The 24414-nt window shown below is 65.0% G+C and carries 22 protein-coding genes and 1 tRNA gene; 13 read left to right on the forward strand and 10 right to left on the reverse strand.

Annotated elements, in window-relative coordinates; genetic code table 11:
* The first annotated feature begins 10 nt into the window (after nt 1-10).
* The gene (locus tag IQ458_RS00060) at nt 11-3133 is read left to right on the forward strand and encodes an RHS repeat domain-containing protein (protein WP_203321535.1); all 3123 of its coding nucleotides are present in this window, start codon (nt 11-13) and stop codon (nt 3131-3133) included.
* 945 nt (nt 3134-4078) lie between these two features.
* Here IQ458_RS00060 and IQ458_RS19935 read toward each other — a convergent pair.
* Together IQ458_RS19935 and IQ458_RS00070 are read right to left on the reverse strand one after the other, a co-directional pair.
* Nucleotides 4079-4303, reverse strand: a complete 225-nt coding sequence (locus IQ458_RS19935) for a helix-turn-helix transcriptional regulator (protein ID WP_425504618.1) — start codon at nt 4301-4303, stop codon at nt 4079-4081.
* Nucleotides 4304-4492: 189 nt separating this feature from the next.
* Nucleotides 4493-5680 carry a serine hydrolase domain-containing protein gene (locus IQ458_RS00070; RefSeq protein WP_203321537.1) on the reverse strand — a complete coding sequence of 396 codons (1188 nt, stop codon included), beginning with the start codon at nt 5678-5680 and terminating at the stop codon, nt 4493-4495.
* 333 nt (nt 5681-6013) lie between these two features.
* Between IQ458_RS00070 and IQ458_RS19940 the strand changes: the two genes are divergently transcribed.
* Nucleotides 6014-6355 carry a DUF3024 domain-containing protein gene (locus IQ458_RS19940; protein ID WP_203321538.1) on the forward strand — a complete coding sequence of 114 codons (342 nt, stop codon included), beginning with the start codon at nt 6014-6016 and terminating at the stop codon, nt 6353-6355.
* Between the two features lie 513 nt (nt 6356-6868).
* On the opposite strand, the gene IQ458_RS00080 is transcribed toward IQ458_RS19940, so the two are convergent.
* Nucleotides 6869-6944, reverse strand: a tRNA-Phe gene (locus IQ458_RS00080).
* Between the two features lie 182 nt (nt 6945-7126).
* On the opposite strand from IQ458_RS00080, the gene IQ458_RS00085 reads away from it, so the two are divergent.
* Entirely contained in the window at nt 7127-7576 is a 450-nt protein-coding gene (locus IQ458_RS00085; RefSeq protein WP_203321539.1) for a DUF6491 family protein, read from the forward strand.
* 50 nt (nt 7577-7626) lie between these two features.
* On the opposite strand, the gene IQ458_RS00090 is transcribed toward IQ458_RS00085, so the two are convergent.
* From IQ458_RS00090 to ftsY, 4 genes are all read right to left on the reverse strand, one after another.
* Entirely contained in the window at nt 7627-7896 is a 270-nt protein-coding gene (locus IQ458_RS00090; RefSeq protein ID WP_192197492.1) for an oxidative damage protection protein, read from the reverse strand.
* Between the two features lie 79 nt (nt 7897-7975).
* Nucleotides 7976-9028, reverse strand: coding sequence for an A/G-specific adenine glycosylase (mutY, locus tag IQ458_RS00095; protein ID WP_203321540.1), 1053 nt, complete (start codon nt 9026-9028; stop codon nt 7976-7978).
* Nucleotides 9025-10275: an AsmA family protein gene (locus tag IQ458_RS00100; RefSeq protein WP_203321541.1), complete on the reverse strand. Its 1251-nt coding sequence runs from the start codon at nt 10273-10275 to the stop codon at nt 9025-9027. Before IQ458_RS00100 ends, mutY begins: the two co-directional genes overlap by 4 nt.
* Nucleotides 10272-11552 (reverse strand): signal recognition particle-docking protein FtsY, encoded by a 1281-nt coding sequence (gene ftsY, locus IQ458_RS00105; RefSeq protein ID WP_235996550.1) that lies wholly within the window; start codon nt 11550-11552, stop codon nt 10272-10274. Before ftsY ends, IQ458_RS00100 begins: the two co-directional genes overlap by 4 nt.
* Between ftsY and rsmD the strand changes: the two genes are divergently transcribed.
* From rsmD to IQ458_RS00140, 7 genes are all read left to right on the forward strand, one after another.
* On the forward strand, nt 11482-12132 hold the full coding sequence (gene rsmD / locus IQ458_RS19490) for a 16S rRNA (guanine(966)-N(2))-methyltransferase RsmD (RefSeq protein WP_235996551.1): 651 nt from the start codon (nt 11482-11484) through the stop codon (nt 12130-12132). The genes ftsY and rsmD overlap by 71 nt on opposite strands.
* On the forward strand, nt 12129-12626 hold the full coding sequence (gene coaD, locus IQ458_RS00115) for a pantetheine-phosphate adenylyltransferase (RefSeq protein ID WP_183643378.1): 498 nt from the start codon (nt 12129-12131) through the stop codon (nt 12624-12626). Before rsmD ends, coaD begins: the two co-directional genes overlap by 4 nt.
* 57 nt (nt 12627-12683) lie before the next feature.
* On the forward strand, nt 12684-13178 hold the full coding sequence (locus IQ458_RS00120; protein WP_183643375.1) for a hypothetical protein: 495 nt from the start codon (nt 12684-12686) through the stop codon (nt 13176-13178).
* A gap of 95 nt (nt 13179-13273) precedes the next feature.
* Complete coding sequence (locus IQ458_RS00125; RefSeq protein WP_141453636.1) at nt 13274-13522, forward strand: YfhL family 4Fe-4S dicluster ferredoxin; 249 nt, start codon at nt 13274-13276, stop codon at nt 13520-13522.
* Between the two features lie 96 nt (nt 13523-13618).
* Nucleotides 13619-15328: a gamma-glutamyltransferase gene (ggt, locus tag IQ458_RS00130; RefSeq protein WP_235996561.1), complete on the forward strand. Its 1710-nt coding sequence runs from the start codon at nt 13619-13621 to the stop codon at nt 15326-15328.
* 107 nt (nt 15329-15435) lie between these two features.
* Nucleotides 15436-16326: an MBL fold metallo-hydrolase gene (locus tag IQ458_RS00135; RefSeq protein ID WP_203321545.1), complete on the forward strand. Its 891-nt coding sequence runs from the start codon at nt 15436-15438 to the stop codon at nt 16324-16326.
* Nucleotides 16327-16367: 41 nt separating this feature from the next.
* Nucleotides 16368-16964, forward strand: a complete 597-nt coding sequence (locus IQ458_RS00140) for an REP-associated tyrosine transposase (protein ID WP_203321546.1) — start codon at nt 16368-16370, stop codon at nt 16962-16964.
* Nucleotides 16965-17181: 217 nt separating this feature from the next.
* Here the strand turns inward: IQ458_RS00140 and upp are convergent, their stop codons facing one another.
* The gene (upp, locus tag IQ458_RS00145; protein ID WP_183643367.1) at nt 17182-17814 is read right to left on the reverse strand and encodes a uracil phosphoribosyltransferase; all 633 of its coding nucleotides are present in this window, start codon (nt 17812-17814) and stop codon (nt 17182-17184) included.
* A gap of 109 nt (nt 17815-17923) precedes the next feature.
* Nucleotides 17924-20266: a TonB-dependent receptor plug domain-containing protein gene (locus tag IQ458_RS00150; RefSeq protein ID WP_203321547.1), complete on the reverse strand. Its 2343-nt coding sequence runs from the start codon at nt 20264-20266 to the stop codon at nt 17924-17926.
* Nucleotides 20267-20438: 172 nt separating this feature from the next.
* Between IQ458_RS00150 and IQ458_RS00155 the strand changes: the two genes are divergently transcribed.
* Together IQ458_RS00155 and IQ458_RS00160 are read left to right on the forward strand one after the other, a co-directional pair.
* Nucleotides 20439-21569, forward strand: coding sequence for an NHL repeat-containing protein (locus IQ458_RS00155; RefSeq protein ID WP_225562204.1), 1131 nt, complete (start codon nt 20439-20441; stop codon nt 21567-21569).
* The gene (locus IQ458_RS00160) at nt 21566-22174 is read left to right on the forward strand and encodes an inorganic diphosphatase (protein ID WP_203321548.1); all 609 of its coding nucleotides are present in this window, start codon (nt 21566-21568) and stop codon (nt 22172-22174) included. Before IQ458_RS00155 ends, IQ458_RS00160 begins: the two co-directional genes overlap by 4 nt.
* Before the next feature lie 133 nt (nt 22175-22307).
* Here IQ458_RS00160 and IQ458_RS00165 read toward each other — a convergent pair whose 3' ends face one another.
* Nucleotides 22308-23804: an aminotransferase class III-fold pyridoxal phosphate-dependent enzyme gene (locus IQ458_RS00165; RefSeq protein WP_203321549.1), complete on the reverse strand. Its 1497-nt coding sequence runs from the start codon at nt 23802-23804 to the stop codon at nt 22308-22310.
* 118 nt (nt 23805-23922) lie between these two features.
* Here IQ458_RS00165 and IQ458_RS00170 point away from each other — a divergent pair, with 118 nt between their 5' ends.
* Nucleotides 23923-24354, forward strand: a complete 432-nt coding sequence (locus tag IQ458_RS00170; RefSeq protein WP_141453627.1) for an Lrp/AsnC family transcriptional regulator — start codon at nt 23923-23925, stop codon at nt 24352-24354.
* The last annotated feature ends 60 nt before the right edge of the window (nt 24355-24414 follow it).

A 24414-nucleotide genomic window follows, 5' to 3' on the forward strand; every position in this document is an offset into this window, starting at 1 on the left:
GAAGCAGGGGATGAAGCGGACGGTATTGAGCGTGCTGGTGGCCTTGCCCCTGGCGGCCCAGGCGCAGAGCTACAGCAAGACCGAGACCATCGAGTACCACGATGACACCACGTTGTGGGTGCTGGGCCAGGTCAAGCGGACCACGACCAACGGCGTGGAGACGAGCCGGACCGATTATGGCTGGAAAGCGCTGCCGTGGAAGACGTATGCGTTCGGCAAGCTGCAGCAGACCTATGCCTACGACAACACTTCGGCAGTGAATACGGGCCAATTGGGCACGCTGAAGACGGTGACGGACGGCAACAACAACGTCACCACGTTCGGGAGCTGGAAGCGGGGCATTCCCCAGAGCATCGGCTACGCCGATGGCAGCACCCAGTCGGCGGTGGTGAACAATAACGGCTGGATTGACTCGGTCACCGACGAGAACGGCTACAAGACCTGCTACACCTACGACACGATGGGGCGGTTGGCGAGCGTTACCCCACCGTCGGAAACCGCGGCCAATGCCTGCGACACCGGTGAGGCCAACTGGAAGAAGACCCTGCTGAGCTTCCAGCCGGTGGCGGCGGCCGAGTACGGCATTCCGGCCGGGCACTGGCGGCAGACGGTGAGCACCGGGACCGGGCAGAAGATTTCCTACTTCGATGCCCTATGGCGGCCCTTGGTGGTACGCGAGTACGACGCAGCCAACGTGACGGGCTCCCAGCGTTTCAACCGGTTCGCCTACGACGCCGAGGGTCGGGTGACGTTCGCCTCCTACCCGGGCACGACCGATGCACTGACCACCGGCACTTGGACCGACTACGACGCCCTGGGCCGGGTGACGTCGGTGAGCCAGGACAGCGAGCAGGGACTGCTGACCACCACCACCCAGTACCTCGGCGATGCGACCAGCGCTTACGTGCGCACGGTCAGCCCGCGCGGCGTGGTGACGGTGACCCGGCACCAGGCCTTTGACCAGCCCAGCTACGACACCCCGGTACTCATCGACCAGGGCCAGAACCTGGCCGAGCGGGTGGGCATCGACATCACCCGCGACGTGTTCGGCAAGGTACTGTCCATCCGCAAGCGCAACCCGGCCGGCACGCTGGCAGTGACCCGCAGCTATGCCTATAACGCCAACCAGGAGTTGTGCCGTTCGGTGGAACCGGAGACCGGGGCCACCTTGATGGGCTACGACGGGGCGGGCAACCTGGCCTGGAGCGCGGCGGGGCTGCCCGCGACCACGGCCTGCGAGGCCAACGGCACCAGTGGCCCCGTGGTGCTGCGCAAGGCGTCACGCACCTATGACGCCCGCAACCGGGTCAAGACGCTGGTCTTCCCGGACGGGCGGGGCAACACGACCAATACCTACACGCCGGACGGCCTGCTGGCCACTACGGTGGTGGACAACGACGGCACCAACGTCGTGACCACCGGCTACACCTACAACCGCCGCCGCCTGTTGACGCTGGAACGGATGACCTGGGGGAGCGTGAACTGGCCGCTGGGCTACGGCTACAACGCGCTGGGGCACGTGAGCTGGCAAAGCTATCCCGATGCGGTGTCCTTGGTGAACTACGCACCCAATGCGCTGGGCCAACCGACTTCGGTCATTGACCAGGCCGGCAACGTCTACGCCAGCGGCATTCAATACCATCCCAATGGCGGAATGAAGCAGTTCAGCTACGGCAATGGCATCGTCCACACGATGACCCAGAACGCCCGGCAGCTGCCGGCGCGCAGCACCGACAGCAACGGGGTGCTGGACCTGGGCTATGCCTACGACAAGCACGCCAACGTCACCGGCATCACCGACTACACGACCGGGGCCCGCCAGAGCCGTTCCATGATTTACAACGGTCTGGACCAACTGGTCCAGACCACTGGCGTCAGTTTCGGTACGGCCAACTACAGTTACAACGTGCTGGACAACCTGACCTCGCTGAAGGTGACCGGTGGCAGCCACGCCCGCGACCACACCTACCATTACGACGCCAGAAATCTGCTGACCAGTGTGACCAACACGGTGGGCGGCGCCACGGTGGTGGGCATGGACTACGACCCGCAGGGCAACCTGAGCAACAAGAACGGGCAGGGCTATACCTTCGACCTCGGCAACCGCCTGCGCACGGCTGACAACCTGGTCAGTTATGTCTATGACGGCCACGGTCGGCGCGTAAGGGATGTCACGGCGGCCGGCAGCAAGTACAGCTTGTACAACCAGGCCGGACAGTTGATGTATGCCAGCGACGTACGGCAGAGCAGGCAGACCTATTACATTTCGCTGAACGGAAGCCTGTTGGCCACCCGCGAGAAGAACACCGCCACCGGTGCCGTGGTGAGCCGGTTCCAGCACACCGATGCGCTGGGCACGCCCATCGCGGTGACGGATGCAGCCAAGGCCATCGTTGAGACCAGCGAGTACGAGCCTTATGGGCCCCTGGTCAACCGGGCGTTGACGGACGGGCCCGGCTTCACCGGGCATGTGCAGGATGCGGCCACCGGGCTGACCTACATGCAGCAGCGGTATTACGACCCGGTCATCGGTCGGTTCCTGTCGGTGGACCCGGTGACGGCGTATTCCAAGGGAACAGATTTTTTTAACCGATATAAGTACGCGAACAATAACCCGTACAAGTTTACGGACCCGGATGGACGGGAAGTGGTTTACGCGTATGGAGAAGGTATATCGGCTTCAGACGGAAGGAGATTCATGATATCTGTGGCGGGTTTCTCTGAAACTGCACATAGTGAAATGAGGCAGCTTGAGGAGTCAGGGAAGATGTACACCGTTCTCATCGATAACAATGTACAGCCTGGTTACGATCCGAATACACGTACAGTGAGGCTAAATCCTTCTTATGGATTTCGTATTAAATCGACGGGTCAAGTGCAATCACCAAAAGTGAATAGTGGGCATGAAATTACTCATGCTGCTGAGCACGATCGTGTAGGAGATAAAGCATTTGGGGCGGCGCTAAAGAGACCGACAAACTCTGATGGCACGAAGGGGGTTAGTCCAGAGGAGAAGCGCGCGACCAACGTAGAGAGAAAGATTGGCGAAGAACTCGGTGAACCTACGCGGAAAGATTATAAGGATGCCGGAGATATGGTGAAGTGCAATCCGAAGGCGACTACTGGGTGTTAGAAACCATGAGAGCAATCTTGTCCGGCTGTTTACTAATCTTTATTGTGAGTTGCTCGCGTGAAAGTGAATCGGACGCGTCTGCGGAGGGGAGGGCTGCTGTTACGGGTAGTTTTAGCTCGGAGGCATGCCTTCCATCGGCTCCGACTTATGAAACAGTGTCTATTGCCGAACTGATTGCAAGTCCAGATAAATTTGACGGCAGGTCCATTGTCGTAACAGGATACTACTATTCTGGATTCGAGCTTAGTGCGCTATATCCAAGTAGGCGTAATCCGGAGAATTCGGAGACAGATGATGGCCTATGGATATACGGGTTGTCGCCATTTCTAGACCTTGATGGACGGCACATCGCTGTATCGGGGATCTTTAATAGCAAGGAAAAGGGCCATCTTGGGCAGTGGCCAGGATCGGTGTGTGTCTCAGCAGTTCCTTCAGTCCTGCAACCGGAGTAACGGCCTAGTGGCCCAGAGAGAAGATTGCTGTAGCGTTCTTTAGCCGCTGTTCGTGTTTCTTTGAAATTCTCCGCTCGCAAGTACGGTGAGTTCCTGCTGGCGCAGATAGGATAAAATAAAGCGCTTTGTAGATGAGTTGCCCGATGCAAAAGCACTTGCTGAGGAGTTCTCTTGGACCTTTGGTGGTGAACTGCATTATTCTCGAATAAAGCCATTCGCAAGGGCAGACTAGGCGTCGCCGTGAGGTGAATTCGCGAGTACGCGAATGGAGAGCGTTGCGCATACGTCTGATTGCCGTGTAGGGTCATGACAGACGCGCCTTCCGGGTGCCGGTGCGTGAATGCAGTGGAGTGGTGATTGCATAACGCGGGCGCTAGCAGTCCGCGTTTTTGTTGCGTGTCGTTGGCCGAGTCGGCGTTCGGTTTGCCGGAGTGCCAGCGGAGCTGGTTGAGGATGTGGCTGGCTTCGTGGGTGAGGCTGGCGAAGCAGCGATTCACGAGCCGAAAAGCGTAGTACACGATGACTTCCTGGTTCGTGCCTGTAGCGTGACCCAATCATTGACCTCCGAGGTTAGCCAGCGACTGCTCCGGCCGACCTTGATCGGCGCCGGGAATCGACCCGTCTGTACCCAGGCGTGGATGGTCGACCTGCAAACCCCGAGGCGACGGGCCACTGAGAGGACATTCTCGAGGGTAAGCGAGGGGGCAGGCTTTTCCATTGGTTCCGCTTCGTGACAGCACGGTCTTTGTGCTGTGGTCAGTCTGCAACCCCACCGCGGCGCCCATAAGTGGGGTTGAGGGGTGTTTCGTTTCTTCCCAGATTTGTTTGAGCTTCACTCCCCAAACGAGCCACATGCCGATTGGAGGCGTGGAGGTGTCCCCATGAAAGAGGCCAGGGTCTGCTGACGCTACCGGGATGGGCTCTGACCAGCGAGCTTCTCTCTCGCGGCAATTCTTTCGACCAGCGTATTTATCGCCGTCTCCATGGCGCGCGCAGTATGGTCGCCGCTCTGGTTGGTGATGACGAATATGCCGAGGTCGTACTTCGGCACGATGTAGATGTAGCACTGCGATCGGGGCACGCCACCATGATGAGCGTAGTAAACACCCTTCAAGCGGTCACCGCTGACGATGTTCCAGAAGTAGCCGATGCTGAACTCGGAATCGAACTTGACGAGGGTTCGATGCGACTCCGTTACGACGGGCCCACCGGCCAACTGGAACTTGAGGTATTTCATCATTTCCGGAACCGTCGCCTTTACGTTTCCGGATGCGCCCCAAGGCAATTGCGGCATCGGCGTGGTCGGTACGGCGTTGTCGCTATGATAGCCAACCGCAAGCCGGGTCGCCTCGGTGTCGCCCAGCCTAATTCTGAGGCCGGTCATCGCCGCGGAATCGCGAAAGAATCCGCGTAGCAGCGACTCGTAGTCGCTCTTGTAAACCGTCTCCAGAATATGCGCCGTCAGTTCGGTTCCTGTACTGGAGTAGGCGTAGTCCTTCCCTGGCGCCTGGCGAATCTCGACAGCGTGCAGATCCCTGAAGAAATCGGCTTGGCCGTAGTGCGCGTAGATGGCATTGAGTTCGCCGGGCGTGCGCAGGTCGGTGAAATCCGCGAGCACCGTGTTCGCGCGCTCCGGCAACATGTTCGGCAGGCCGCTCGTATGCGACAGCAGGTGACGGATGCGAATGGGAGCGCCTCGGTACTCCAGGTTCGGATAGTCCCCCTGCAGATACATCCGGACGTCATCGTCCAGGCTCACCTTGCGCTCCAGGACTGCACTCGCCATCAGGGTCCCCGCCAGGGTCTTGCTCAACGAACCGATTTCGTAGAGGGTCTCATCGGTCGGAGGGTTTGACTTCCCGGTTTCCATGTCGCCGCGATGACGGATGAATTCCGTGCCCCGATACGTGACGCCGATCGAGGTCGAGTGGAGCAGTGGCTGCTCGATCAGCGTTGCGGCGACCTCATTGATGTCGGTCCCCAGATCTTTCGCTGGCGCAGGCTTGTCCGTGCAGCCCGCGGCCAAGAGCGCGGTGGACAATACGACATGGTTAAGCCACCACCGGTTTCGAAACATCGTCGAAATCGCTTGCATGCGTCAGGTTTGGAAGGGGAATGTGAAAGGGTCCCAAGATAGCCGATTGCCGGGGCACATACCTGCGTCTGTTCTCGCGGTTGCGCTTTGTTCGAACGCAGTCCTCACGAGTGCGGGAGTGGGGCCGGGGCCCAAATCCCACTATAGGGTGGGATTTGGCCTCTCGCCACACTGGGAGTGGGACTGGCCTTGAAGCGGAGCCTGTCGCGCCACCCCTCGTAGCCTTCCTTTAGTGGGATTGGGTCCAGCCCCACGTAAAGTAGATAGGTGGGGGAAGGAAAAAATCAGGCCCGTGCTTAGAATGCAGCAGGCTAGCCTGGATGTGCTGGACGAATGCTCAACGACCTCGAACGCAAACGCGCTGAACGGACTCTGGTGCCTCTTCTAAGGCCTAGGCTGAGTTCGCACGTCAAAGATGGGGGCAGGATTGCATATCGCTTCTCTGACCACTGGATCGAGTTGTTTTCGGTTAGGCCGGCATGGGATGACCCGAGCGAACTTATCGAGTTGCCGATCGCGAAGTTCCGATACATCCGGGTTAGAGAGGAGTGGAGTCTGTTCTGGAATCGCCAGAGCGGTAAGTGGCGGGCTTACCAACCGCTGCCCACGGCCGAGCGTTTGGAGACGTTGGTGGACGAGGTATTGGCAGATCCGCATTGCTGCTTCTGGGGTTAGCCAGATGAGATGGCTCAGGTGGCCAGAGAGTGCCTAGCTGTTCTCATGTAGGCACCCGTGTTCCAGAGCGCCACCGTTCTATCGAGCTCGCGCAGGGACCACCCCATCGCATACTCATCGGAACCGGCATGCAGACGCTGTATGGAAGATGCCATGAGCAGCCCGTCACGACCGGTGAGCCCTGCAAGATGGAACTGCAGGGACTTGGCGTAATCGGCGAGTGACAGCGAGTAATCGCCGGCCGGCTCGAAGATGGCGCCCAGTGCCCAGCCGTCCCCGGGGCCTGCGGCTCGACAGCATTCTGGTAGGTCGCCATGCCGAAGAATGCGGGCTTCGGTTTGTGCCCCCATGGTTGGGCGCTGTCGCCACGTGCAGGCAAGCCGTACGTCAGGCTTATTCCCAGGGCCGGGCTAGTCTGCGGCAAGCAAATTACGAACGGGCACCAAACGGGCACCAAATCTTGGTCGCGACCAAAGAAAAAGGGCCTGCATTTCTGCAAGCCCTTGAAAAATATGGTGGCCGGGGAGGGAATCGAACCCCCGACACAGGGATTTTCAATCCCTTGCTCTACCAACTGAGCTACCCGGCCAGGTTTTATCGCTTTGCGGCTACGTGGCCGGTGCGAGCCGCGCATGATACGGGAAGGGCGGGCGGACTGGCAAGCCGGACGATGGCTGAACGTGCCAGGGACGCGCCCGCGCCGGCGGTCGGCGGCTGGTGCATGATGCTGCCGGGAAGAGAAAAAACGTCGACCCGACCGGGAGTTACGCCATGAAACGTCTGTTCCTGCTGTGTGCCCTGGCCGCGCTCAGCGCGTGCGCCACCACCAAGATGAGTTCCACCGAACGCCTTGCCCTGTATCGCGAGCATGCCGCCGCGCCGGTCAAGGATTTCAGCTATTTCGGCAGCCTCAACGGCTGGCAGCCGCTGGGTGATTCCGCGCTGGCCGTCTGGACCAAACCCAATGAAGCCTACCTGCTGGATCTGGCCGGTCCCTGTCCGGATCTGGAGTTTGCGCCGGCCATCAGCATCAGCAGCATGATGGGGCGGGTGACCAACTTCGACCGCGTGCGCCCGCTGGGAGGCGGTAGAGGGATGATGCGGATGTCCTGCCGGATCAAGACCATCAGCCCGCTGGACCTGAAGTCGCTGAAGGCGGCAGAGAAGGAAATGCGCGAGGCCAAGATCGAGGCGCGCCAGGAAGGCGAGCCGGCCAACTAGTCGGCCATTGGTCCGGTCCACGAAAAAGGCGGGGATATCCCCGCCTTTTTTCATGCTTCCGGCACGTAGCCGGCCGGTTTGTCGGCGCCGCCGCCGAACAGGAACTTCTCCAGTTCCGCTTCCAGGAAGGCGCGGTGTTTCGGGTCGCGCGGCGACAGCCGGTTCTCGTTGATCAGCATGGTCTGGTGGGCGAGCCAGGCCGCCCAGGCCACCTTGCCGATGTGGGCGAACACGCGCTTGCCGAGTTCGCCGGGGTAGGGCACGAAATCCAGGCCCTCGGTTTCGCGCTTTTCGTATTCGCAGTAAACGGTGCGTGCCATGTAGGTGTGTGGATGTATCTTCGTCGTCGTGGGCGACAGGATAGCCGGTTCCCGCCGTAATGACGGTCGGAACGCGGGTTCAGACCGTGGTCAGCAGCTTGCGGATCGGTGCCGGCAGGCCGATCCGGGCCAATTCGTCACGTGCCACCCAGCGCAGATCGGCACCGTCGCGTACCGCCGCCCGTGGTGCGAGTCCGCGCCAGCGCAGCGGATGCATGCGCAGGCGATAGTGGCTGAACACATGCGGCAGTTCCGGCAGAGCCTCGGCGCGGTCGTAGTCGCCCTGCAGATGGGCATCGAACCAGTGCCGCGCTGCATCGTGATCGTCCGCCTCGGGCAGTGACCACAGCGAAGCCCAGATGCCCGTCGGGGGGCGCCGTTGCAGCAATACCTGGCCGTCGTCGTTTTCGGCCAGCAGCATGATCGCGATGCGTTCGGGCAGCGGCTTGCCGGGTTTGGAGGTCGGCAGTTCGTCGACCTGTCCGTCGCGCAGTGCCACGCAGTCCACGTGCACCGGGCAGAGCATGCAGGCGGGATCGTGGCGCGTGCACAGGGTGGCGCCCAGATCCATTTGTGCCTGGGTGTAGTCGGCCATGCGGCCTGCCGGCAGATGGGCGGCGGCGAATTGCCACAGCTGCTTTTCCACCGCGGGGGTCCCCGGCCAGCCGGTGACGCCGTGGTAGCGCGAGAGCACGCGTTTGACGTTGCCGTCCAGGATCGGGAAGCGGTCGCCCCAGGCCTGCGAGAGGATCGCGCCGGCGGTGCTGCGGCCGATGCCGGGCAGCGCGAGCAGGGCGTCGAAATCGCGCGGCAGGTCGCCGCCGTGCTGCTCCACACAGATGCGCGCGGCCGCGTGCAGGTTGCGGGCGCGGGCGTAGTAGCCCAGGCCGGACCACTGCGCCAGCACTTCATCGAGCGTGGCGGTGCCCAGATCCTTCAGGGTCGGAAAGGCTTCCAGGAAGCGGGCGAAGTAGGGAATCACCGTCTTCACCTGAGTTTGCTGGAGCATGATTTCCGACAGCCATACGCGGTAGGGCGTCCGTGGATGCAACCAGGGCAGGTCGTGGCGGCCGGACTGGTCGAACCAGGCCAGCAGGTGGTCGGCGAAACGGTCTTCGGTGGTGCTGGTCATGGCGCGGATTCGGGGGCGGGCAGGGCCGGATCGTCCAACTGCAGATCCACGCCTTCCAGGGTGGCGCCGGACACTTCCAGGCGGGGGGCGGTGAAGCGGCCGCTCAGCGGCGGCAGCGGCGAGCCACCACCGGCCTGCAGCGCATGCAGCCAGTCCATGACTTCGAACAGCCGGAAGCGGGCGTCGAAGCGGGCGTCTTCGCGTTGCAGGCGCAGGTGCGCGATGTCCGCCAGGTCGGTGGTGCCGCGATAGGCCAGTGCGAAGGGAAGTGAGGAGGTCGAGCGTCCCAGCGGCGGCGGCAACGCCGGCCATGCGTCCGGCCAGCCCGCCAATCGTCCGCGCCAGTCGAGCAGCAGGCCGTCTTCCAGGCCGAGTTCACCGGCGGCGTCCAGCGAGGGCATGGCCCCTTGCCCGCGCAGGGCGAACGCGGCCGGGCGCAGGCGCAGACCACCGGCGAATTCCAGTGGTCCGGCCACGCCAAGCGCGAACGGCTGCCGGGTCGCGCCCGCGAGGTAGTGCGCGCTGGCGCCGAGCACGGCGCGTTCCAGGCGCGATTCGGCCTGGCGCAGGTAGGCGGACAGGCGCAGCCTCGTCGGCAGCCGCCAATCCTTGCCCGCCGGCGTGGCCTGCCCGGCGACGCCCAGTCCGCCATCCTCGCCCAGCCGGCGCAGATGGAAGGCCAGATCCAGCGGTGCTTGCAGCTCGCCGCCCCGATAGTGCGCCTGCACCTGGCCGCGCAGGGGCTGTCCGGCTTCCAGGCGGGGAATGCGCAGGTCGATGCGTTCGAGCGACCAGTCATCGCCGCGGATCCGACCGCCGTCGACGCGTATGCCATCGGTGAGCGTGGGGATGCGGGCTTCACCCGCCGGTCGCCGCGCCAGCCAGCGCCGGAGCGCCGCCAGATCGAGGACCGGTGCGTCCAGTTCCAGCCGCACCGCGGTCAGGTCGCGGCCACGCGCGCGCAGCGTCGACCAGGGTACCGAAATGAAGACGCGGTCGGCGGTCAGCAGGGGCGTCGCGGCGCCCGGTTCCCGCGCGGTCACGCCGCGGACGATCAACTGCGGCGTGCCACGCAGGCGGTATTCGCCAACGCCGGATGCGGAGATTTCCAGGCCCAGCGCATTGCCGGCCATGCCCAGCAGCGCCGGCGCCAGCCGCTGAGGTTGCAATAGCCAGTGCAGCAGGCCGATGCCTGCGAGCAGCAGGACCGCCAGCGACAGCAGCGCCAGCCTGCGGCGCCGGCTCACGCGCCCAGCGTTTCCGGCAGCAGCGCGTCAACGAAGGCTTCGGCGTCGAACACCCGCAGATCCTCGGAACGTTCGCCGATGCCAGCGAACCGGATCGGGATGCCGAACTCGCGTGCGAGCGCGAACACCACGCCTCCCTTGGCGGTGCCGTCCAGCTTGGTCACCACCAGCCCGGTGATGTTCACCGCGGCGTGGAACTGGCGCAGCTGCGACAGCGCGTTCTGGCCGGTGGTGCCGTCGATGACCAGCAGCACTTCGTGCGGCGCGGCCGGATCCAGTTTCTGCAGCACGCGCTTGATCTTGCCCAGTTCCGCCATCAGGCCCTGCTGGGTGTGCAGGCGTCCGGCGGTATCGGCGATCAGCACTTCGGTACCGCGCGCCTGCGCGGCCTGCAGGGCGTCGAACGCGACCGAGGCCGCGTCCGCGTTCTGTCCCTGCGCCACCACCGGCACGCCGTTGCGTTCGCCCCAGGTCTGCAACTGCGCCACCGCGGCGGCGCGGAAGGTATCGCCGGCGGCCAGCATGAGGTTGCGGCCTTCGTCCTTGAAGCGGCGCGCCAGCTTGCCGATGGTGGTGGTCTTGCCGACGCCGTTGACGCCGACCGTGAGCAGCACGAAGGGGCGAATGTTCCGCGGGATCTCCAGCGGTTTGGCCACCGGCGCCAGCATCGCGATCAGGTCCGTCCGCAGCGCGGCCAGCAGTGCGCGGGCGTCGGCGAACTCGCGCGCCTTCATGCGCTTGCGCAGGCCCTCGACCAGCGCGGTGGTGGCGGGCACGCCGACGTCGGCGGTCAGCAGCGCGGTCTCGATTTCATCCAGCAGGTCGTCGTCCAGGCGCGGGTTGCGCGAGAACAGGCCGCCCAGGCCACGGGCAAAGCTGGTGTTGCGCAGGCGCTCGCGCCAGCCCGGCTTGCCGGCGGGGGCGGCGGGCGGCTCGGTTCCGGATGCGACGGTAGCGGTGGGGGCGACGACCGTCGGGGCGGCAGCCGGCACGGGTGCCTCGAATACGGCCGGTGTGGGCGATGCGGCGGCATCGTCCTGCGAAACGGGGTGGGAAGTGTCGGAAACGGGATTTTGGGGCGCCGGGCGCTGCGTCTCGGGCAGGCTCGCGGGCGCGTCAGGCTTCTTGCGTCGGAACCAGCTGACCATGACACGGGCAATCGCGGAGAATGGGCGCCATGGTATCACCCGCCCCCTTTCCGCCCCGATGAAACCCGGCCGCACGCCGCCCGCGCGCGGTCCACGCGCCGCGCTCCCGGCCGGCAGCGTCCGCATCATCGGCGGCCGCTGGCGCAATACCCGCCTGGCGGTGCCGGATCGGCCCGGGCTGCGTCCGTCTTCCGATCGCGTCCGCGAGACCCTGTTCAACTGGCTGATGCCGAAACTCGCCGGCGCCCGCGTGCTGGATGCCTTCGCCGGCAGCGGCGCGCTCGGTCTGGAAGCGATTTCGCGAGGTGCGGCGCAGGCGGTGCTGGTCGAGCGTGACGCCGGCCTGGCCGAGGCGTTGCGGCAGGCGGTGGAGCGGCTGGGGGCCGCGTCGCAGGTGCGGGTGGAGGGCGCCGACGCCCTGGCGTGGCTGGCGAACGCGCCCGGAGAGCCGTTCGACATCGTGTTCCTGGATCCGCCCTTCGCCGATGGCCTGTGGGACGCTGCGTTGCGGGCACTGCCGCGGCATCTTTCCGGTGACGCCTGGGTATACGTGGAATCCCCGCGGGAACAGGCACTCGCGGTACCGCCGGACTGGCGACCGCACCGCGATGGCCAGACCCGCGACGTCCGCTACGCGCTCTATCGGGTTCCCGGCGGGCAGGGCGCTGCTACACTGCGCGGCGACTCCCATCGACCCGATTCCGAATGAGCGTGTCCCGTACCCGTACCGCGGTTTATCCCGGCACGTTCGACCCGATCACCAACGGGCACATCGACCTGATCGATCGCGCCGCGCCGCTGTTCGAGCGCCTGATCATCGGCGTGGCGGAAAGCCCCGGGAAGGGACCGGCGTTGCCGCTGGAGCTGAGGGTGGAACTGGCCCGCAAGGCGGTGGCCCACCATCCGCATGTGGAAGTGCGCGGATTCGATGGATTGCTTGCCCACTTCGTCAAGGAAATCGGCGGCGGCGTGCTCCTGCGCGGCCTGCGTGCGGTTTCGGACTTCGAGTACGAATTCCAGTTGGCCAGCATGAACCGCCATCTGATTCCCGAGGTGGAAACCCTGTTCCTCACCCCCGCCGAGCAGTACGGCTTCATCTCGTCCTCGCTGGTGCGCGAAATCTCGCGTCTGGGCGGGGATGTGTCCGGTTTCGTCACCGCCGACGTGGCCGCCGCCATGAAGGCCCAGTGGCGGCGCACCTGAACCGCGTGCTTTTGTGGCACGATCCTTCCTACATCGACTCATTGAGGGGACAGAACCATGACCAACATCGCCACACGACTGCTGCTGATCGCCTGCCTGGTCGTGCCGTTCGCCGCGTGCAAGAAGGAAGAGGCCAAGCCGGTCGAGGCCGCCGAGGCACCGCTGGTCGTTCCCGCCAAGGACGATGACGCCGGCTGGCGCACCTATCTGTCCGAGGTGGTGACCCGCAACATGGGCACCATCACCAACACCCCGTTCCTCTACTACCTCCCGCCGGAATCGGATCCGGAGTTCCAGGCCAAGTACGATCGTTCGCTGGAACAGGCCAAGAACGCGATCGCGCGCGGCATCGTCGGCGGCAACCTGCTGGCGTTCGGTTCCTCCGCTTCCACCCGCATGGCGGATCTGGTGGTCGCCTCGTTCCAGGGCGTCGAACCCGACACCATGAAGGGCGTGCGCGTGGTCTTCATCGGCGAAGCCGCCGACGGCGAGCGCGTCAAGGCGGCCGTGGCCCCGGCCGGCGTGGACTACGTCTTCGTCGAAGCCAAGTAACAGGCTCCGCGCGTGGCCGCCTTCGCGGCCACGCCTTTGCGGGGGCATCGCGCCCCCGCGAAAGCGGGGCTCCCGGAATCGAGAAGTCCCCCGCAATGTCACTCAAGATCAACGAACTCTGCGTCAACTGCGATGTCTGCGAGCCCGCCTGTCCCAACCAGGCCATCTCGATGGGCGAGACGATCTACGTGATCGATCCGGCGCGCTGCACCGAGTGCGTCGGCCATCATGACGAACCGCAATGTGTCGTCGTCTGCCCGGTGGAGTGCATCGACCCCGATCCGGCGTATCCTGAGACCCAGGAGCAGCTGCTGGCCAAGTTGCGCCGGCTGCAAGGCGGCTGACGCGGGAGGGCCGCCAACAGGTACCCGTCAGGAGATGTCGTGAAAGCACGTCGAGTCACCGCGCTACTGTTTGCGCTTTCCCTTTTCGTTCCCGCGCTGCATGCCACCGATGCCGGCGACGCCGGCCAGCGCGTCGCCAACGCGGCGACCCATCCGCCCGGATCGGCCATTGCCAGCGCGCATGCGCTGGCGACCGAAGCCGGCTTCGAAATCCTGCACGCCGGCGGCAACGCCTTCGACGCGGCGGTCGCGGTATCGTCGGTGCTGTCCGTGGTCGAACCGATCAGCTCGGGCATCGGCGGTGGCGGCTTCTTCCTGCTGCACGATGCGAGGACCGGCAAGGACGTGTTCGTCGATGCGCGCGAGACCGCGCCGGCCGCCGCCACGCCGAAGGCCTATCTGCTGGCGAACGGCGAGTTCAATCGCGATCGCGCCGAGAACGGTCCCTGGGCCGCCGGCATTCCCGGCCTGCCCGCCGCGCTGGTCCACCTGGCGAAGAACTACGGCAAGCTGCCGCTTGAGACCTCGCTCGGCCCCGCCATCCGCATCGCCAGCGATGGCTTTCCCGTCTATGGCCGGCTGGCGCGTGGCTATGCCTCGCGCCGCGAGGTGATGGAACGTTTCCCGGGTACCCGCGCGGTGTTCCTGGCCGATGGTGATCCGCCCAAGGAAGGCGAAATCCTCAAGCAGCCCGACCTGGCCCGCACGCTGCAATTGCTGGCCGAGCGCGGCCACGACGGTTTCTACAAGGGCGAGATCGCGGGCAAGCTGATCAAGGGCGTGAAGGCCGAAGGCGGTCGCTGGACCGCCGGCGAACTGGCCGCCTACCAGGTGCGCGAGCGCGAACCGCTGAAGTTCAAGTATCGCGACTGGCAGATCACCACCGCGCCACCGCCATCCTCCGGTGGCGTGGCGGTGGCGCAGATGCTGCAGATCCTGGAAGGCTGGGACCTGGCGAAGCTCGATGAAACGCACCGCACCCACCTGACGGTGGAGGCGATGCGCCGCGCCTTCCGCGATCGCACCTTCTACCTGGGCGATCCCGATTTCGTCGAGATTCCGTTGAAGACGCTGACCAGCCGCGACTACGCCGCCGGTCTGCGCGCGACCATCAATCCGGACAAGGCCACGCCGAGCAACCTGTTTTCGGGCCAACCCACGCCGCTGGAAGACGAGGAAACCACCCATTTCTCGATCATCGACGCCGAGGGCAACCGGGTCGCGGCCACCCAGACGGTCAACCTGCTGTTCGGCTCGGGCCTGATTCCGCCCGGCACCGGCGTGCTGCTCAACAACGAGATGGACGATTTCGCGCTCAAGCCCGGCACGCCGAATGCCTTTGGCGTGATGGGCTTCGAGGCCAACGCGCCCAAGCCGGGCAAGCGCATGCTCAGTTCGATGACGCCCAGTTTCATGGAGTCGCCGGATCGCATCGCCGTGCTGGGCACGCCCGGCGGCAGCCGCATCATCACCATGGTCCTGCTGGGCATGCTCGGCTACGACCAGGGGTTGGGCGCGCAACAGGTCGCCGCGCTGCCGCGCTTCCATCACCAATGGCTGCCGGACGTGATTTCCGCCGAAAGCGGCGCGTTCAGCCCGCAGGTGGCCGAGGCACTGCGGGCGATGGGCCACCAGGTCGACCTGCCCGGCGACACCGCCGCCGGCGGTCGCGGTTCCAGCCACGTCTGGGGCAACCTGCAGACCGTGCTGTGGGATCGCAAGGCTAACACCCTCACCGGTGGCGCGGATCCGCGCAATCCGGTGGGCAAGGCTGAAGTCGAACTGGGCGAAGCCGCCACGCGCTGAGAAGGATCCCATCCGTAGAGCGGAGCTTGCTCCGCTGCTGGGCGGGCTGGAGACCATCCAGCCGAGCAAGCTCGGCTCTACACGCGCACCGGCGTACAATCGGTGCCATGAAACTCTGGTCCATTCTCGGCAATTCCCAGAAGCTCGACGGCGGCGCGATGTTCGGCAACGCGCCGCGCGCGATGTGGTCCAAATGGCTGGCGCCCGACGAACAGAACCGGGTGCCGCTGGCCTGCCGCGCATTGCTGGCGAGCCCGCTCAACGGCAAGACCGTGCTGTTCGAAACCGGCATTGGCGCGTTCTTCGATCCGAAGATGCGCGAGCGCTTCGGCGTGCAGGAGGAGCGGCATGTCCTGCTGGACTCGCTGCGCGAAGCCGGCTTCGGCCACGACGACATCGACGTGGTGGTGCTGAGCCATCTGCATTTCGACCACGCCGGTGGACTGTTGGCGCCGTGGAGCGAAGGCCAGGCACCGGAACTGTTGTTTCCCAACGCCACCTTCGTGGTCGGCAAGGCGCACTGGCAGCGGGCGCTGAAGCCGCATCCGCGCGATCGCGCGAGCTTCATTCCCGAGTTGCAGGGATTGCTGGAGGCCAGCGGCCGGCTCGAGCTCGTGGACGGCGAACATTCGCGCGCGCTGGGCGACAGCGTGCGCTTCAGTTTCAGCGATGGCCACACGCCGGGGCTGATGCTGGCCGAAGTGGTGGGTCCGGAACGCGTGGATGGCGCGCCGCATGGCGGCGTGGTGTTCTGTGCCGATCTGATTCCCGGACGTTCCTGGGTGCACGTGCCGATCACGATGGGCTATGACCGCAACGCGGAACTGCTGATCGACGAGAAGCGCGCATTCCTGGAAGACAAGCTGGCCCGCAACGTGCACCTGTTCTTCACCCATGATCCCGATTGCGCGCTGGCCCAGGTCACTCGCGACGAACGCGGCAAGTTCGGCGTGGCGCACGAGTTACCGGAGCTGCGCGCCCGTCCGCTGGCCGCATGACGTAGAGCGGAGCTTGCTCCGCTTCGCGCGAGAAGCAGGTCATGAAGGAGCCGGGCAAGCCCGGCTCTACGTGGTTGACGTCATCCGTAGGGATCCCGCTACAACGCGCAACGTTTGAATCCGACACGTCGATGGAGCTTGTTCCGACGGCGGCGATGAGGCGACCACGCCATGCTTCGGTCATGGCAAGTCCAGCATTGAACAAGGGAAGATGGTCGGAGAAGGGCGCGTACTACGTCGTCACCGTGGTGACGGCCAGCCGGACGCCCTGGTTCCGCGAGCCTCGGCCGGCGCATTGCATTGCAGGCGAATTGAAGCGTTGCGAGGACGAAGAGCGGCTCAGGTCGTTGGCCTGGGTGGTGATGCCCGATCATGTGCACTGGTTGTTCGAGCTTGGTGACGGCTCCATCAGCCAATGTCTGCAGGCATTCAAATCACGCAGTGCACGCGTGGTCAACGAAATCGTCGGGCGCGCGGGACCTGTCTGGCAGGCTGGTTTCCATGATCACCGGGTGCGCAGTCATGAAGACTTGCGTTCGCAGGCGCGCTACATCGTTCGCAACCCCTTGCGCCGTGGTTTGGTGGAACGACTGGATCACTATCCGCACTGGTATTGCGAATGGCCAGCCGACGCGTAGAGCGGAGCTTGCTCCGCTTCGGGCTTGCCAGACGTCTGGAGGAGCCGGGCAAGCTCGGCTCTACGCGGGCTGTAGAGCGGAGCTTGCTCCGCTTCGGACGTGCCAAGCATCCAGAGGAGCCGAGCGAGCTCGGCTCTACGCGGGTTGTGGAGCGGAGCTTGGTCCGCTCCGGGGCACGATGCAAATCCGGGAGAATCCGCGCAGCCTGGGCTTCGGCTCAGCCCACGCGGGTGCCGAAGATCCGATCACCTGCATCGCCGAGGCCAGGCAGGATGTAACCCTTGTCGTTCAGATGGTTGTCGATGGCGGCGGTATAGACCTCGACGTCGGGGTGGGCCGCTTCCAGCGCGGCCAGCCCCTCGGGCGCGGCAACCAGGAAGATGCCCTTGATGCGTTTGGCGCCGGCGCGCTTGAGCATGTCGATGGTGGCGATGAGGGTGCCGCCGGTGGCCAGCATCGGATCCAGGATGAGCGCGTCACGCTCGTCCAGGCGACCGGTCAGGCGTTCGAAGTAGGGCACCGGTTGCAGGGTCTCCTCGTCGCGCTGCAAGCCGACCACGCTGACCTTGGCGGCGGGAATCAGCGCCAGCACGCCCGGCAGCATGCCCAGGCCGGCGCGCAGGATGGGGACCAGGGTGATCTTGGCGCCGGCGATCTTGCGCACCTGGACCGGTCCGGCCCAGCCCGGCATGGTCGCTTCCTCGGTTTCCAGATCCGCCGTCGCCTCGTAGGCCAGCAGGGTGCCCAGCTCGGTCACCAGTTCGCGGAAGCCCTTGGTACTGAGCGAGGCGTCGCGCAGCAGGCCGATCTTGTGCTGGACGAGGGGGTGGCGGACTTCGACGGTCTTCATGGCGGCCTGCGGCGATGACGGGTGGCGGAAGTCTGCATCAAACCCGCCCGTCCCACAAAAAAGGAAGCCGGCTTGCGCCGGCTTCCACTGGGCACGGGGAGGGCCGTGCTCAGAACGCCCAGCGCATGACCAGCTGATAGCTCGGTCCGGCTTCCTCGGTTTCCAGTTCGTATTCGTCGTAGTCGCGATCGATCTGGTCGGCCTGGTTGTCGAACTTGTGGAAGAACTCGTCCTTGGAGGCGTCCAGCAGGTTGGCGGCGGTCAGGCGCATCGACATGGTCTTGCCGAAGCGCTTCTCCACGAACACTTCCAGATCGTCGCCGTACTTGACGGTCACTTCCTCGGCCAGGATGCGGCTGAAGGCGTCGCCCTGCTTGCGATAGGTGGCGCCGAAGCTGGCACCGAGCGACGGCAGGTCCTGGATGAAGCCGACGTTGTAGACGCTCTTGGCCTGGTCGTTGAAGCGGCGCTCGCCGATGAAATCGGTGACCTTGCTGTTGAGGTAGGAGTAGTTGAGGAACACGCCGGTGTTCGGCATGCCCAGCGCGGTCAACGGGGTCGACAGATCGAACTCGACGCCATAGACCTTGCCGTCGCCGACGTTGGCCGAGGTGAACAGCCAGCTTTCGGCGTCGAACTGGAAATCGTCCTCGGTCGCGCCGGGATTCTCCGCCAGGAATTCCTCCAGGTCCTCGGCGTACTTGTCCTGCGCGTCCTCGCTCAGTTCGCCGGTGTTGACCAGTTCGATCAGGTTCTTCACATCGCGGTAGAAGAAGTTCAAGCCCACCACGCCATGCTTGCCGAGGCGGCGCTCGAAGCCAAGGTCGATGCCGTTGGCGGTTTCCGGCTCGAGTTCCGGATTGCCGATGTAGTCGTTATCGCCGTACTCGCCGTCCAGCAGGGCGGGAATCAGCTCGTTGAAGTTCGGGCGCTTCACGCTCTTGGCCAGCGACAGGCTGATGCGGGTGGCTTCATCCAGATCCCACTTCAGGTGCAGCGAGGGCAACAGTTCGTTGTAGTCCTTGCTGGCGGATCCGGCGACGTCGCCGTCCTCCTGGTAGCGGATGTCCGAACGGGTGGTTTCGTAGCGCAGGCCGGCTTCCCAGGAGAACGCCTGGCCCTTGCCCGAAAGCATCAGGTAGGGGTCGACACGGGTTTCCTCGATCAGCGAGCCGATGACGCCGTCCGGTTCATAGGCCACCGGGTCGCCTTCATTCTCCGCTTCCCAGGCGTAGTTGGTGTAGGTGACGTCGCGTTTCTTGCGCCGCCAGTCCACGCCGAATTCGAGTTCGGCGCCGCCCGCCGGGCGCTTGTGCGCGATCTTGAAGCTGGTCTCGGTGTCCTTGGCGTCCACGGCCTGGGATTCGGCTTCGGAAGCGTCCCATTCGCCGTTCACGTACTCGTGCTTTTCTTCGCTGACGGCGCTGTCGTCCTCGAAGCGCGCGTAATCGAGGTCGAACTCGGTGGTGCCGCCGGCCATGTCGAACCTGTACTCGGTGCCGATACCCCAGTTGCGCTGGTCGATCGGATTCAAGCCGGGCACGCGGGAGTCGATGACGTCTTCGTCGTCGTACTCCACTTCATGGGAGACCTCGGTGACGTCGCGGTCGGTCTTGACGTAGAAGCCGTCGATGCTGATGCGACCGGTTTCGCCGACGTCGGCGGTGTACGACACGTTGGCCGAGTAGTCGCGGCCGTCCTTGACCTCGGTCTGGTCTTCCCAGCTCACCAGTTCCTGCCGGGACGGGTCGGCGAAGCGGTCCGAGCGCTTGACCTTGGAGCGGTAGCGGTCCTGCACGTTGATGCCGGCGAGCAGGCGGCCACCCAAGGCGTCGACGCTGGTCACCGCGCCGAAGGTCGGGTTCACCTCGCCGTCGTACCAGCGATTGACGCCGATTCGCAGGTAGCTGCCGTCGAACACGTAGGCGTCGCGCAGGACGATGTTGATGGTGCCGGCGATGGCGTCGCCGCTGCGGTTGGCGCTGTTGCTGCGCAGGATTTCGATGTGGTCGACCATTTCCGCCGGGATGCGGTCCACCCAGAACGAGCGATCGTCACCGGCGCCGGGCACCTTCTTGCCGTTGATCAACACCTGGGTGTAGCCGGCGGCCATGCCACGCATCATCGCGCCGTCGAATTCCATGATGTCCGAGCCGACGAAGGTCACGCCGGGCACGCGCTTGAGCATGTCGCCCACGGTGTTCGGCTCGAAACGCTGGAAGTACTCCAGGTCGTAGGACAGGGTGGGGGAGATGTCGTCGGTGCGGTTGCGGTAGGCGATTTCGCCCTGGACGACGATGGTGTCCAGTTGCTTGGGGTCCTCCGCCGGCACGGCGGACGCGCCGCCACCGCCATCGGGCATGGCCTGCGCTCGCGCCAGCGGGATGGCACTGATCATGCCGGCGCAGAGCAATGCCTGTGACAGGCCGATGGCCAGGGCGGTGCGTTTCATCGTCGTGTTTTCCCCGTGTGAAGATAAACGGCGATTTCTACGGGGCTTAGATGGCGGCAATATGACCATCAGATGGCACGTCGGCGAACGTTCGAAGATGCAACCAAAACGTCATAATCGATGCGTAGAACATTGCGGTTTGTTGACCGTCAACCGCTCCAGGGGATAACGCATGTCGCACCGCTTGAACGCAATGGCCAGCCTGCTGGCGATCCTGTCCATGGCCGGCTGCGCCGGCGTCGCGCCGACGGTGGCCGACCGCGAGCCGGACGAGAACGTGGAAAAGGATCCGCTGCTGAGCGAAGCGAAGATCCCGCACGTGGTGGTGCCCGAGGCTTTCCTGACCGCCGACACGCCGGCCGACAACGTCGACTCGCCGGCCAGTTGGCGCTCGCCGGACGGCAAGCGTTGGCTGATCGCCACCGCCAAGGCGACGGATCAGCTGATCGTCTATGACGGTGTCAGCGGCGAACGCCTGCGCACGGTCGGGGGGCCGGGCACGGGTGCCGGCCAGCTCCAGCGTCCCAACGGCATCGCCGTGATTGACGATCTGGTGCTGGTGGTCGAGCGCGACAACCATCGCGTGCAACTGTTCCAGCTGCCGGGATTCCAGCCGCTGCTCAGTTTCGGCGCCGAGGACCTGAAGCAGCCCTATGGCCTGTGGGTTCGCCCGCAGAAGGACAGCTACGAGGTCATCGTCAGCGACAACTACATGTCGCCGCAGAACGAGGACGTGCCGCCGCCGCTGGCGGAGCTGGATCGCCGGTTCAAGCGCTACCAGCTGCGGCGCGTGCCGCAGGGCTGGGCGGCGACATTGACGGGCACCTTCGGCGACACCTCCGAAGCCGGCGCGATCCGGATCGCCGAGTCGGTGTTCGGCGATATCGCCAACGATCGCCTGCTGCTGGCGGAAGAGGACGTCGCCACCGGCACCCGCCTGCGCGAGTACGGGCTGGACGGTCGCTATCGCGGCCGCGACATCGGCGCCGACCTGTTCAAGGCGCAGGCCGAGGGCATGGCGCTGGCGCAGTGCGCGGGTGGCACGGGCTTCTGGATCGCCACCGATCAGTTCAAGGATCGCAGCGTGTTCCATGTGTTCGATCGCCTCAGCCTGGAACACCTGGGTGCCTTCACCGGCGAGCGCACCGCCAACACCGACGGCGTGTGGCTCGATCAGACCGTCGACAAGCGCTTCCCGGAAGGCGTGTTCTACGCGGTGGATGACGACAAGGCCGTCGCCGCGTTCGACTGGCAGGCGATTGCCCGCGCGTTGAAGCTGCCCGCCTGCAAGCCGGCACAATGAGCCGCGCGGTCGTCCTGCTTGCGGGATTGATGGGCGCATCGCTGGCGCAGGCCGGCGATACGGTGGTCCACCCGTTCCTGGCCGCGCAATCGCCGAAGGTGCCGGAAGAAGCGGTGCTGGCGGTGGAAATACCGGCCGGCAGTTTCACCAAGTACGAGATCAACGAAGAAGGATTGCTGTTCGTCGATCGTTTCCAGTCTATGCCGGTGGCCTATCCGGCCAACTACGGTTCGATGCCGCGCACCCTGGCAGGGGATGGGGATCCCCTGGATGCGCTGGTGTTGACCCGCGAGCCGCTGCATCCCGGCGTGCTGATCCGGTTCCGGCCGATTGGCGTGCTGCGGATGGTCGATGACGGCAAGACCGACGAGAAGATCATCGGCGTGCCGACGGACAAGGTGGATCCCACCTACGCCGGCATCCGTGATCTCGCCGACCTGCCCGCCATCGAGCGCGATCGCATCGAGGCGTTCTTCCGTGTGTACAAGGATTTGCCCAGGGGGCGCAATCCGGTCCGGTTGAACGGCTATGGCGACGCCGCCGAGGCCAGGGCGTTGATCCGGGCGGTGATGGTGCGGTTCAACGAGGCGAAGCGCACGCCGTAGCGCCGGACTTGCCGGCGCGGGATGGTGGGGAGCCCGGGCAGCGGAGCAAGCTCCGCTCTACGCGAGCCGCGCGCAAAAAAGGCGGACACCGCCAGGGGTGTCCGCCCACGAGGAAAAACGCGATCCGGGAGGATCAGGCCGCCGCGGCCTGGGTGTTGCGCGGACCTTCCTGCAGCGCGCGGCCGACCATCGACACCAGCAGTTCCAGTTCCTCGGCGCCCATCGCGAAATGCGGGGTGAAGCGCAGCGAGTTGGCGCCGCCGTGGATGACGTTGATGCCGTGCTGGCGCAGCCATTCCTCGGTGGAATTGGCGCCGTAGCACTTGAATTGCGTGGCCAGTTCGCAGGAGAACAGCAGGCCGGTGCCCTGCACCTTGGTGATCAGGCCGCCCAGTTCGTCCTTCAGTTTCTCGAGGCGGGCGACCGCGTCGACGCCGCGGGCGCGGATGTTCTCGCGGACCTGCGGGGTCAGCTGTTCCAGGGTGGCGCAGGCCACGTCGAGCGCGCGCGGATTGGTGGTCATGGTGTTGCCGTAGACGCCCTTGCGGTACAGGCCGGCGGCGCGTTCGCTGACCGCCAGCACCGACAGCGGGTACTGCGCGGCGTTGAGCGCCTTGGAGTAGGTCTCCATGTCCGGCGCGTCCAGGCCTTCGAAACCGGGGTAGTCGACGATCGACAGTACGCCGTGGGCGCGCAGGCCGGCCTGGATGGAGTCGACCAGGAACAGGCTGCCGTGCTGGCGGGTCAGCTCGCGCGCGGCGGCGTAGAACGCCGGCGGCACCGAGCGGCCCGGATCGCCTTCGCCCATCACCGGCTCCAGGAACACCGCCTCGATGAACCAGCCCTTGGTTTCGGCGTCGGCGAACGCCCGCTTGAGCGCCTCGACGTCGTAGGGCTCGATGGCGATCAGCGAATCCTCGCCACGGTAGCTGGCCAGGTGCTGCTGGTAGGTCTTTCGCGAAGAGTCCGAATACAGGGCCGGACGCTCGGTGCGGCCATGGAAGCTGCCCTTCACGACCACGCGCTTGACCGCGCGACCTTCGTGGCGGGCACCCGGGTCGGTCTGCAGCTTGGTGTTGATGTCGGCGATGCGGGCGGCCAGGCCGACCGACTCGGAGCCCGAGTTCAGGCACAGGAACTTCGCGTACGGACAACCGCCGCGGGTCTGGCCGATTTCCTTGCGCAGGGCGCGGTCGAAGCGCAACTGCGACAGGCTCGGGGTCATGATGTTGGCCATCACCTGCGGCCGCGCCATCGCCGCCAGGATCGGCTCGGGGGTATGGCCGAAGCCGAGCATGCCGTAGCCGCCGGCGTCGTACAGCACCGCGCCGTTGAGGGTCACCACCCACGGACCGCGCGCGGCCAGCGCCACGTACGGGTTGACCGCGTCGTCCGGATAGAAATTGACGTAGCCGGCCTGGACGGCGCGCAGCTGCGCTTCCTCGTCCAGATCCAGCACCTCGGCGAATTCGTCCTTCAGGCGGGCGTGTTCGGCGGCGGCGGCCTCGATGGCCGCGACCAGGGCCGGCTGGCTGGCGGCGAAACGCTCGAGGGTAGCGTCGTCCAGTCCGGTGGTCAGGCGCTTGCCCGCATGGGCGCGGAGGGGGGCGAGCAGGTCGAGGAGGGCCATGGTGTTCTCCGGAAAGGATGGCAAACCTCTATTATGTGGATAAATTCGTCGTTTGACAGTTATGATTTGCACGAATTTTCTGTAGATTTCGTCGAATCGACGAGGCGAGTGCCCTGAAATGAAGATCTCCGCGACCGACCAGTTGCTGCTCAGCCTGTTGCGCGACAACGCGCGCGCCTCGACCGCCCAGATCGCGCGCCGGCTCAATCTGTCGCGAACGACGGTGCAGAGCCGGATCGAGCGGCTGGAACGCGAGGGCGTCATCAGCGGCTATACCGTGCGGGTGCACGATGACTACGAGCGCGGGCACATCCGCGCGCACATCATGATCACCGTGCATCCCAAGCAGATGACCTCGGTGGTCGCCTCCCTGCGCGCGATGCCCGAGGTGCGCCTGCTGCAGTCGGTCAGCGGCGCCTACGATCTGATCGCGGTGGGCGTGGTGCCATCGGTGGACGGCATGGATTTGCTGACCGATCGGATCGGCGCGATTGACGGCGTCGAGCGCACCACCTCGTCGATCGTGCTGTCGACCAAGTTCGAGCGCTGAACGGCGGCGCGGGCCGGGCAGGGGACGCAAACGCCCGTGGCGACCGGCTCCCTTACAATG

The organism is Pseudoxanthomonas beigongshangi (assembly GCF_016820515.1).
Classification (GTDB): Bacteria; Pseudomonadota; Gammaproteobacteria; order Xanthomonadales; family Xanthomonadaceae; genus Pseudoxanthomonas_A; species Pseudoxanthomonas_A beigongshangi.

Excerpts from the sequence above, each read along its gene's own strand:
- IQ458_RS00090 (WP_192197492.1), bottom strand. The coding sequence starts at position 7,896 with ATGGCACGCACCGTTTACTGCGAATACGAAAAGCGCGAAACCGAGGGC.
- IQ458_RS00155 (WP_225562204.1), top strand. The coding sequence starts at position 20,439 with ATGTCGCACCGCTTGAACGCAATGGCCAGCCTGCTGGCGATCCTGTCC.
- IQ458_RS00140 (WP_203321546.1), top strand. The coding sequence starts at position 16,368 with ATGAAGGAGCCGGGCAAGCCCGGCTCTACGTGGTTGACGTCATCCGTA.
- coaD (WP_183643378.1), top strand. The coding sequence starts at position 12,129 with ATGAGCGTGTCCCGTACCCGTACCGCGGTTTATCCCGGCACGTTCGAC.
- rsmD (WP_235996551.1), top strand. The coding sequence starts at position 11,482 with ATGAAACCCGGCCGCACGCCGCCCGCGCGCGGTCCACGCGCCGCGCTC.
- IQ458_RS00135 (WP_203321545.1), top strand. The coding sequence starts at position 15,436 with ATGAAACTCTGGTCCATTCTCGGCAATTCCCAGAAGCTCGACGGCGGC.
- IQ458_RS00085 (WP_203321539.1), top strand. The coding sequence starts at position 7,127 with ATGAAACGTCTGTTCCTGCTGTGTGCCCTGGCCGCGCTCAGCGCGTGC.
- upp (WP_183643367.1), bottom strand. The coding sequence starts at position 17,814 with ATGAAGACCGTCGAAGTCCGCCACCCCCTCGTCCAGCACAAGATCGGC.
- IQ458_RS00170 (WP_141453627.1), top strand. The coding sequence starts at position 23,923 with ATGAAGATCTCCGCGACCGACCAGTTGCTGCTCAGCCTGTTGCGCGAC.
- mutY (WP_203321540.1), bottom strand. The coding sequence starts at position 9,028 with ATGACCAGCACCACCGAAGACCGTTTCGCCGACCACCTGCTGGCCTGG.
- IQ458_RS00120 (WP_183643375.1), top strand. The coding sequence starts at position 12,684 with ATGACCAACATCGCCACACGACTGCTGCTGATCGCCTGCCTGGTCGTG.
- IQ458_RS00165 (WP_203321549.1), bottom strand. The coding sequence starts at position 23,804 with ATGGCCCTCCTCGACCTGCTCGCCCCCCTCCGCGCCCATGCGGGCAAG.
- IQ458_RS00160 (WP_203321548.1), top strand. The coding sequence starts at position 21,566 with ATGAGCCGCGCGGTCGTCCTGCTTGCGGGATTGATGGGCGCATCGCTG.
- IQ458_RS19935 (WP_425504618.1), bottom strand. The coding sequence starts at position 4,303 with ATGGAAAAGCCTGCCCCCTCGCTTACCCTCGAGAATGTCCTCTCAGTG.
- IQ458_RS19940 (WP_203321538.1), top strand. The coding sequence starts at position 6,014 with ATGCTCAACGACCTCGAACGCAAACGCGCTGAACGGACTCTGGTGCCT.
- IQ458_RS00125 (WP_141453636.1), top strand. The coding sequence starts at position 13,274 with ATGTCACTCAAGATCAACGAACTCTGCGTCAACTGCGATGTCTGCGAG.
- IQ458_RS00150 (WP_203321547.1), bottom strand. The coding sequence starts at position 20,266 with ATGAAACGCACCGCCCTGGCCATCGGCCTGTCACAGGCATTGCTCTGC.
- IQ458_RS00060 (WP_203321535.1), top strand. The coding sequence starts at position 11 with ATGAAGCGGACGGTATTGAGCGTGCTGGTGGCCTTGCCCCTGGCGGCC.
- IQ458_RS00070 (WP_203321537.1), bottom strand. The coding sequence starts at position 5,680 with ATGCAAGCGATTTCGACGATGTTTCGAAACCGGTGGTGGCTTAACCAT.
- ftsY (WP_235996550.1), bottom strand. The coding sequence starts at position 11,552 with ATGATGCGGACGCTGCCGGCCGGGAGCGCGGCGCGTGGACCGCGCGCG.